At 68.7% G+C, this 8,240-nt stretch carries 8 protein-coding genes; 4 read left to right on the top strand and 4 right to left on the bottom strand.

The genetic code is table 11. From position 1 onward, the window contains the following. The first annotated feature begins 231 nt into the window (after window positions 1–231). Window positions 232–1,137 carry a 4-(cytidine 5'-diphospho)-2-C-methyl-D-erythritol kinase gene (locus ACFDTH_RS16225; RefSeq protein WP_375288602.1) on the top strand — a complete coding sequence of 302 codons (906 nt, stop codon included), beginning with the start codon at window positions 232–234 and terminating at the stop codon, window positions 1,135–1,137. A gap of 266 nt (window positions 1,138–1,403) precedes the next feature. On the opposite strand, the gene ctrA is transcribed toward ACFDTH_RS16225, so the two are convergent. From ctrA to ACFDTH_RS16210, 3 genes are all read right to left on the bottom strand, one after another. Then, entirely contained in the window at window positions 1,404–2,102 is a 699-nt protein-coding gene (ctrA, locus tag ACFDTH_RS16220) for a response regulator transcription factor CtrA (RefSeq protein WP_375288601.1), read from the bottom strand. Window positions 2,103–2,190: 88 nt separating this feature from the next. Further along, window positions 2,191–3,285, bottom strand: a complete 1,095-nt coding sequence (locus tag ACFDTH_RS16215) for an AI-2E family transporter (RefSeq protein ID WP_375288600.1) — start codon at window positions 3,283–3,285, stop codon at window positions 2,191–2,193. Between the two features lie 2 nt (window positions 3,286–3,287). Beyond that, window positions 3,288–4,175 carry a LysR substrate-binding domain-containing protein gene (locus ACFDTH_RS16210; RefSeq protein WP_375288599.1) on the bottom strand — a complete coding sequence of 296 codons (888 nt, stop codon included), beginning with the start codon at window positions 4,173–4,175 and terminating at the stop codon, window positions 3,288–3,290. Between the two features lie 114 nt (window positions 4,176–4,289). Between ACFDTH_RS16210 and ACFDTH_RS16205 the strand changes: the two genes are divergently transcribed. Continuing rightward, on the top strand, window positions 4,290–5,006 hold the full coding sequence (locus ACFDTH_RS16205) for a pirin family protein (protein ID WP_375288598.1): 717 nt from the start codon (window positions 4,290–4,292) through the stop codon (window positions 5,004–5,006). 18 nt (window positions 5,007–5,024) lie between these two features. Further along, complete coding sequence (wrbA, locus tag ACFDTH_RS16200; protein WP_375288597.1) at window positions 5,025–5,627, top strand: NAD(P)H:quinone oxidoreductase; 603 nt, start codon at window positions 5,025–5,027, stop codon at window positions 5,625–5,627. 1 nt (window position 5,628) lies between these two features. On the opposite strand, the gene ACFDTH_RS16195 is transcribed toward wrbA, so the two are convergent. Then, window positions 5,629–6,939, bottom strand: a complete 1,311-nt coding sequence (locus tag ACFDTH_RS16195) for a dicarboxylate/amino acid:cation symporter (RefSeq protein ID WP_375288596.1) — start codon at window positions 6,937–6,939, stop codon at window positions 5,629–5,631. A 185-nt stretch (window positions 6,940–7,124) separates the two neighbouring features. Here ACFDTH_RS16195 and ACFDTH_RS16190 point away from each other — a divergent pair. Continuing rightward, window positions 7,125–8,240: M24 family metallopeptidase (locus tag ACFDTH_RS16190; RefSeq protein ID WP_375288595.1), on the top strand; the 1,116-nt coding region annotated here is incomplete at its 3' end.

The following is an 8,240-nucleotide window of genomic DNA, read 5'->3' as shown; positions in this document are numbered from 1 at the left end:
CACGCCCTCCTCACCATCGAGAATGATGCGTTGCGACCACCGATTGAACCCACCGACGAAAGCAGACGTGGACAATCCTCCCCTGCAAGGGGAGGTGGCAGCCCGCAGGGCTGACGGAGGGGTATCCCGGTTTGTACCGCAGCGCACCCTCGCCACCGGCGACACCCCTCCGTCGCGCGCCGCGCGCCACCTCCCCTTGCAGGGGAGGATGAGTCAGGCCACGCCCACCCCATGGCCATCGCCGAACCCGCCCCCGCCAAGCTCAACCTCGCCCTCCACGTCCGCCGCCGCCGCGCGGACGGGTATCACGACCTCGAAACCCTGTTCGCCTTCGCCCGCCACGGTGACACGGTGACGGTGGAGCTGGCCGAGGAGGAGGCGTTCGAAATCACCGGCCCGTTCGCGCACCAACTCTCCGCCCCCGAAGCGCCACCCCGGCGAACGCCGGGGCCCAGTTGCGAAACCTCCGATACTGGGCCCCGGCGTTCGCCGGGGAGGAGCGAGGCGGAACCGTCAGACAACCTCGTCCTCTGCGCCGCCCGCGCCTTCACCGCGCGCTTCGCCCCGGACGCGCACCACGCCATCCACCTCGCCAAGCACCTCCCCGTCGCCAGCGGCATCGGCGGCGGCTCCGCAGATGCGGCGGCGACGCTCAAAGCGCTCGCCCACCTCCACGGCATCGAGGACACGCCCGCGCTCACCGAGATTGCCCGCACCCTCGGCGCCGACGTCCCCGCCTGCCTGCTCGGCCGGCCCGCCTTCGGCACCGGTCGCGGCGACGATCTCCAGCCGCTCGCCGCGCTCGGCGACATCCCTGCGTTGCTGGTCAACCCGAACGTCGCGGTCTCCACCGCGGCGGTGTTCGCCGCCTGGGACGGCATCGACCGCGGCCCGCTCGACCCCGGCCACTGGCGCGAAGGCCGCAACGATCTCGAACCGCCCGCCCGCGCCCTCGCCCCCGTGGTCGGCGATGTCCTCGAAACCCTGGACGCCACCGGCGCCACCCTCGCGCGCATGTCCGGTTCGGGCGCGACCTGTTTCGCGCTCTACGCCACCCCCGTTGCCCGCGACGCCGCTGCGGTGGAGGTCGCGCTGGCGCATCCCGACTGGTGGTATCTCGCGACCAGCCTCATCTGAGCGCTGTCCTACAAGGGCCGAATCGTGCTATAGGGGTCCCGCTCTTTTCCATCGTCGGCTATCCGCGCGTCCATGCGGCCGCGCCATGCCTCCGCTCGGCCGAGCGCGCATCGACGCGCCCGGCGAAACGCGCGCGAGGGTGTCAAGTTAGTGTCAACTTCCGCGGCAAGCAGCTTTGGCCATCCACAAAACAGTCGGGCCGCGGACACCCCCCGATGCCGCGGCCCTCTCCCCGATACGCCGGGAGTGATCCCTCTCGGGAACCGTCAGGCGACCTTGGCGGCCACCTCGTCGGGCTCGCGCAGCACATAGCCGCGGCCCCACACCGTCTCGATGTAATTCTCGCCATCGGTCGCCATCGACAGCTTCTTACGCAGCTTGCAGATGAACACGTCGATGATCTTGAGCTCGGGCTCGTCCATCCCGCCATAGAGATGGTTGAGGAACATCTCCTTGGTCAGCGTGGTGCCCTTGCGGAGCGACAGCAGCTCCAGCATCGCATATTCCTTGCCGGTCAGGTGCACCCGCGCGCCGTCGACCTCGACGGTCTTGGCGTCCAGGTTGACCGAAAGCTTGCCGGTCTTGATCACCGACTGCGAGTGGCCCTTCGATCGGCGCACCACCGCATGGATGCGCGCCACCAGTTCCTCGCGATGGAACGGCTTGGTGACGTAATCGTCCGCGCCGAAACCGAAGGAGCGGACCTTGGAGTCCATCTCGTTGACACCCGACAGGATCAGCACCGGCGTCTGGATCCGCGCCACCCGCACCTTTTTCAGCACGTCATAGCCGTGCATGTCGGGCAGGTTCAGGTCGAGGAGGATGATGTCGTAGTCGTACAGCTTGGCGAGATCGAGGCCTTCCTCGCCCAGATCCGTAGTATAGACATTGAAGCCTTCGGTCGTGAGCATCAGTTCGATCGCCTTGGCGGTCGTCGGCTCGTCCTCGATCAGCAGCACGCGCATCAGCATTCCCCGTTGCAAGGCCGGCCTGCCGGCTCACGGCGTGAATCATTAACTATCCTGCATGTGAAGGCAAAAGGTTAATGGACACTTAATCCAGCTTTTCCGGCGAGTCGCGCCTCCGGCCGCCCGGCGTGAACAGAGTCGTGTGGCGCGCGATCGGCACATCCTCCCCCAACACGTCACGCAGGTAGAGGCTCCGTACAAGCGTGAAGATCACCACCAGCAGCGCCGCGGAGAAGAACAGGCCGAACAATCCGAAGATCGCGCCCACCGCCAGGATCGCGAACAGGGTCACCGCGGGCGGGATCGCGATCACCCGGCTGGTGACATAGGGGGTGACGAGATTGGTCTGCACCAGCCGCACCACCGCGAACACCACGAGTGCCTTTACCAGCGGGCCGGTCCCGGCGGTCGCGGCGAGGCCCAGCGCGGGCACCATCGCGGCGAGCGGCCCGACATAGGGGATGAACTCGGAAAGGCCGGTCAGCAGCCCCAGCGCCGCCGCGGAGGGCACGCCCGATGCCCACAGGCCCAGCCCGACCAGCACGCCCATGCTGGTCATCTGGATCAGCTGCGCGCGCAGCCACAGCTTCAGCGTCGAGGCGGCGTCGGCAAAGGCGTCCTCGAACACCGCGCGCTTGGATCGCGGCAGCAGCAGCAGCACGCCGCGCTCGTACACCTTCGGGTCCAGCGCGAAGAAAATCGCCCCCACCAGCACCAGCAGCGCGTTGAGGATCAGCTCGCCCGCGCCCTCCACGATCCCGCCGATGTCCTGCGCGATCCGGCTACCGGCATAGGCGGCGCGCACCGCATCCGCGATCTTGGCGCCCACCGGCGACTGCGCCATATAGGCGGCCAGCTGCTCGGCCAGCCCCGGCAGCCGCGTCACCAGCACGTTGACCTGCTCGCGGAACTCCACCCCGAACAGCCAGACCAGCAGCGCGATCACCGCCAGCATCAGCGCAATCGACAGGCCGAGCGCCGGCTTCGGGGGCACCCGCAGGTGCGAACGCAGTGCCTCGGCGACCGCATGGATCACGATCGCGCCCAGCACGGAGCCAAAGGCCAGGATCAGGTAGTCGCCCGCCTTGAACAGCGCCGCGGCAAGCCCCGCGATCAGCAGCAGCAGGATCGCCCGGCGCACGAAGCGCGCGTCGTCGTCATCGGGCGCGAGCCGGGGCACGCTCAATCCTTCAGCCGCTCGGTCAGGAACGCGATCAACGCCTCCACGCGCGCCGGACGCAAGGTACTCGGCGGAGTCAGCAGGTGGAGCGCGGTGGGGGAGGGGCGCCAGTCCGGCAGAATCTCCACCACCGCCCCGCTTTCCAGCGTGTCGCCCAGGATGAAGCCGGGCAGGCGCGCGATGCCGAGGCCGGCGAGCAAAGTCGGCATCAGCGCGTCGCCGCTGTTCGCCGCCAGCGGGCCATCGGCGCGCACCGAAACCTCCGCGCCGTCCGGTCCCTTGAACCGCCACGGGCCGGCTACATTGGTGTAGCCTAGCAGTCGATGTTCGCCGAGCTGCCCGGCATGGGTCGGCCGACCCGCCCTCTGCAGATAGGATGGGGCAGCGACGAGATGGACCTGGATGCTGCACAGCCGCCGCGCGCGTAGCGAACTGTCCGGCAGGTCGGCGATGCGCAGCGCGATGTCGAACCCTTCCGCAACGATGTCGACGCGGGCGTCGGACAAGTGAAGCTCGATATCGATTCCCGGATTGGCGGCAAGGAAGTCGGGCAGCAGCGGCGCCACGTTGACCACCCCGAAGGTCATCGGCACCGCCAACCGCACCCGGCCCATCGGGGCGCTTGCGCCGTGGCGCGCCATCTCCTCGGCGGTGCGCGCCTCCGCCAGCAGGCGAGCGGCATGATCGGCGAGCGGCCGACCAGCCTCGGTCAGCGCCAATCTACGCGAGGTGCGGTGGAACAGCGATTGGCCGAGCTGCGCCTCCAGCCGCGACACTGCTTTCGACACTGTCGCCTTGCTCAGCCCGATCGCCTCGGCCGCGGCGCTGAAGGAGCGGTGCTCCGCCACTTCCGCAAAGATCGCCCAGGCTTCGAGATCCGGCAGGCGCATTCCAATATCTCCCTTTCGCCCCAGTATCCACCGAAACGATCCGTTTCAATCGTTTCCGTTTACGCGCGTCCCACCCTTCCTACATTGGCGGCAACACACCGAAAGGTCCCCATCATGACCGACACTCGCATCCGCATCGATCGCCGCCCCTTTGCCACCCTCGGCCATGCCGATCATGGCTGGCTGGATGCGCGACACCACTTCAGCTTCGCCAATTACTATGATCCCGCCCGGATGAACTGGGGGGCGATCCGCGTGTGGAACGACGACACGATCGCGCCGCAGAACGGCTTCCCGCCGCATCCCCACCGCGACATGGAGATCGTCACCTATGTCCGCACCGGCGCGATCACGCATCAGGATTCAATGGGCAACACCGGCCGCACCGGCGCCGGCGATGTCCAGGTAATGAGCGCCGGCTCGGGCGTTCGCCATGCGGAATACAACCTGGAGGACGTGCCCACCACGCTCTTCCAGATCTGGATCGAGCCGCGCAGCAAGGGCGGTGCGCCGAGCTGGGGCGCCAAGCCCTTTCCGAAGGGTGATCGCTCTGGTCGCTTCGTGACGCTGGCGAGCGGCTATGCCGAGGACGCCGACGCGCTGCCGATCCGCGCCGATGCGCGGGTGATGGGCGCGACGCTCAAGGCGGGCGAGCGGGTGACGCTCGACCTCGCCGAAGGCCGCCACGCCTATCTCGTCCCCGCCATCGGCCGCCTCACCATCGATGGCGAGGCGATCGCGGCACGTGATGGCGTTGCCCTGACCGGCGGCTCCGCGTTCGAGATCGTCGCGGTCGAGGATGCCGAGATCGTCCTCGTCGACGCCGAATAAACTCAGAAAGGGAAAACCATGACCAAGGTTCTCGTCCTCTATTATTCGTCCTACGGCCATGTCGAGCAGATGGCCGATGCCGTTGCCGAAGGCGCGCGTGCCGCGGGTGCCGAGGTGGACATCCGCCGCGTCGCCGAAACTGCGCCCGAGGCGGTGGTGAAGGGTGCCGGGTTCAAGACCGACACCGCGCATCCGGTGATCGAGAGTCCCGAAGTGTTGGCCGGCTATGACGCGATCGTCGTCGGCGCGCCGACCCGCTTCGGTCGCATGCCCAGCCAGATGGCGGCGTTCTGGGACACCGCCGGTGGCCTGTGGGCGCGCGGTGCGCTCAACGGCAAGGTGGGTGCAGCCTTCACCTCGACCGCGTCTCAGCACGGCGGGCAGGAGACTACCCTCTTCTCCACGCTGACCAACCTGCTGCACTTCGGCATGACCATTGTCGGGCTCGACTATGGCTTCGCCGGGCAGATGGGCGTCGACAAGGTCCGCGGCGGCGCGCCGTATGGCGCCACCACCATCGCCCATTCGGACGGCAGCCGCCAGCCCGATGCGGACGAGCTGGAAGGCGCCCGCTATCTCGGCCGCCGCGTTGCCACCACCGCGGCGAAGCTGTTCGCCTGAGCTAGCGGAAACTCTCCGCCGGCGGCTCGCCCAGTCCGGGCGCCGCCGGCGGCTCCGTGACGACCGGCTCCGGTCGATCGAATCCGCCCTCCCACTTCGCCACCACCGCGCTCGCCACCGCATTGCCGATCACGTTGGTGGCGGTGCGGCCCATGTCGAGGAAGTGGTCCACCGCCAGCACCAGCAGCAGGCCCGCCTCGGGGATGTCGAACATCGGCAGCGTCGCCGCGATCACCACGAGGCTCGCGCGCGGCACCGCCGCGATGCCCTTGCTGGTTACCATCAGCACCAGCAGCATGGTCACCTGCGTGCCCAGGTCCAGCTCGATGCCGTAGGCTTGAGCGATGAACAGTGCCGCGAAGGTGGAATACATCATCGACCCGTCCAGGTTGAACGAATAGCCGAGCGGCAGCACGAAGCTGGCGATTCGCGGCGGCACGCCGAACTTGTCCAGCGCCTCCAGCATGCGCGGATAGGCCGCCTCCGACGAGGCGGTGGAGAAGGCGACCAGAAGCGGCTCGCGGACGTGGCGCACCAACTCGCGGATGCGCCCGCCGATAAAGATCGTGCCCACTGCCAGCAGGATCGCCCACAGCACCAGCAAAGCCGCGTAGAAGCTGCCCATGAAATAGGCGAGCTGACCGATCACGCGCGGCCCCCGCTCCACCAAAGTCGCCGCCACCGCCGCGAACACCGCGATCGGCGCGACACGCATCACATAATCGGTGATCCGCAGCATCACCGGCACCAGCGCCTCCACCGCGCGCGCCAGCGGCCGCGCCTCCTCGCCCACCGCGGTGATCGCGATGCCGACGAACAGCGAGAGCACCACGATCTGCAGCACCTCGTTCTTGGCCATCGCGTCGATCATCGAGGCGGGGACGATGTGGGTGACGAAGTCGTGCAGGTTGAACGCGCCCGTCTCGATCCCGCTCGCCGCGGTGGCGGCGGGCAGGGGCAGGTTCACCCCCACGCCCGGATCGAACAGATTGACCATCAGCAGGCCGAGCCCCAGCGACAGCAGGCTGGCGGTGATGAACCACCCCAGCGCCCGCGCCCCGATCCGCCCCAGCGCCTGGGTGTCGCCCATCTGGACGATGCCGGAGACCAGGGTGCCGAACACCAAGGGCGCGATGATCATCTTGATCAGCCGCAGGAACAGCGCGGTGACGATCTGGAAATAGCCCGCGATCTCCTTCAAGAGCGCCGCGCTCTCGGGCGTTCCTGCGTCCAGCGCCGCGTTGAGCGACAGGCCGACGACCAGCCCGAGGACGAGGCCGATCAGGATAAAGGTGGTCAGGCGCTTGCCCATGCATACTCCGGGGCTGGTGTCGCCTCCCCGAACCCCGTTCGGGCTGAGCTTGTCGAAGCCCTGTCCTTCTTCGATCCCCGCGACGGAAGAAAGGGCAGCGCTTCGACAAGCTCAGCGCAAACGGGGAGGAGGCGTGGCAGGTCAACGGGATTGCGGCGCGCAGGTCAAGGACCCTAACGTGCGGCGTGCTCCATCAACCTTCTCGCCGCTCGCTCCTTGCCGCCGCCGCCGCGCTCCCCGTCGCCAGCCTCCTCCGCGCCGCCGAGCCGGACCTCGCGGGCTTGCGCGACCTGACGACCGCCACCCGCCAGATCGACGCGGCGGAGCGCGCCCGTCGCCTGTCCCGCGCCCAGGCGCTGATGCGGCAGCACGACATCGCCGCCGTCCTGATCGAGCCCGGCTCCAGCCTCCTCTACTTCACCGGCGTGGTCTGGTGGCGCTCCGAGCGGCTCACCGCCGCGATCCTCCCGCGCGAGGGCGAGCCCTGCATTGTCACCCCCTTCTTCGAGGAGCCGTCCGTCCGCGAGACGCTTGCCGTGCCCGCCGAGGTGCGCACCTGGCAGGAGGATGGCGACCCGCTCGCCACCGTCGCCGGCTTCCTCAAGGACCGCCGCCTCACCGGCACGATCGGCATCGAGGAGACCGCGCGCTTCTTCGCCTTCGATGGCCTGCGCCGCGTGCTCCCCGAGGCGCGGCTCGTCTCCGCCAACCCGGTCGTCCGCGGCTGCCGCATGATCAAGTCCCCGGCCGAGATTGCGCTGATGCAGGCCGCCACGGACGTCACGATCGCCGCCTATCGCTGGCTCCACCCGCGCGTCGAGAAGGGCATGACCGGCACCCAAATCGGCGCGCTGATGTCCGCCGCCACCCGCAGGCTCGGCGGCGCGCCGGAGTTCTCGATGGCTTTGGTCGGCGAGGCGAGCGCCTATCCGCACGGCAGCAAGCAGGTCCACCGCGTTGCCGAAGGGAACGTGGTGCTGATGGACTGTGGCTGCGCGGTCCACGGCTACCAGTCGGACGTGTCGCGCACCTGGGTGCACGGCGCCGCTACGGCGGAGCAGCGAAAGGTGTGGGACCAGGTTGCACAGGGTCAGCAACTCGCCTTCCGCACCGCCCGGCTCGGCGTCGAGGCGGGCGCGGTCGACGATGCGGTGCGCCGCCTTTACGCCGGCTGGGGCTACGGCCCCGACTACCGGCTCCCCGGCCTGTCGCACCGCACCGGCCACGGCATCGGCATGGACGGCCACGAACCCGTCAACCTCGTCCGCGGCGAAGCCACCAGCCTCGCGCCCGGCATGTGC

The sequence above is a fragment of the Sphingomonas sp. genome (assembly GCF_042096255.1).
Lineage (GTDB): Bacteria > Pseudomonadota > Alphaproteobacteria > Sphingomonadales > Sphingomonadaceae > Sphingomonas.
This window is presented reverse-complemented; position numbering and strand designations above follow the sequence as displayed.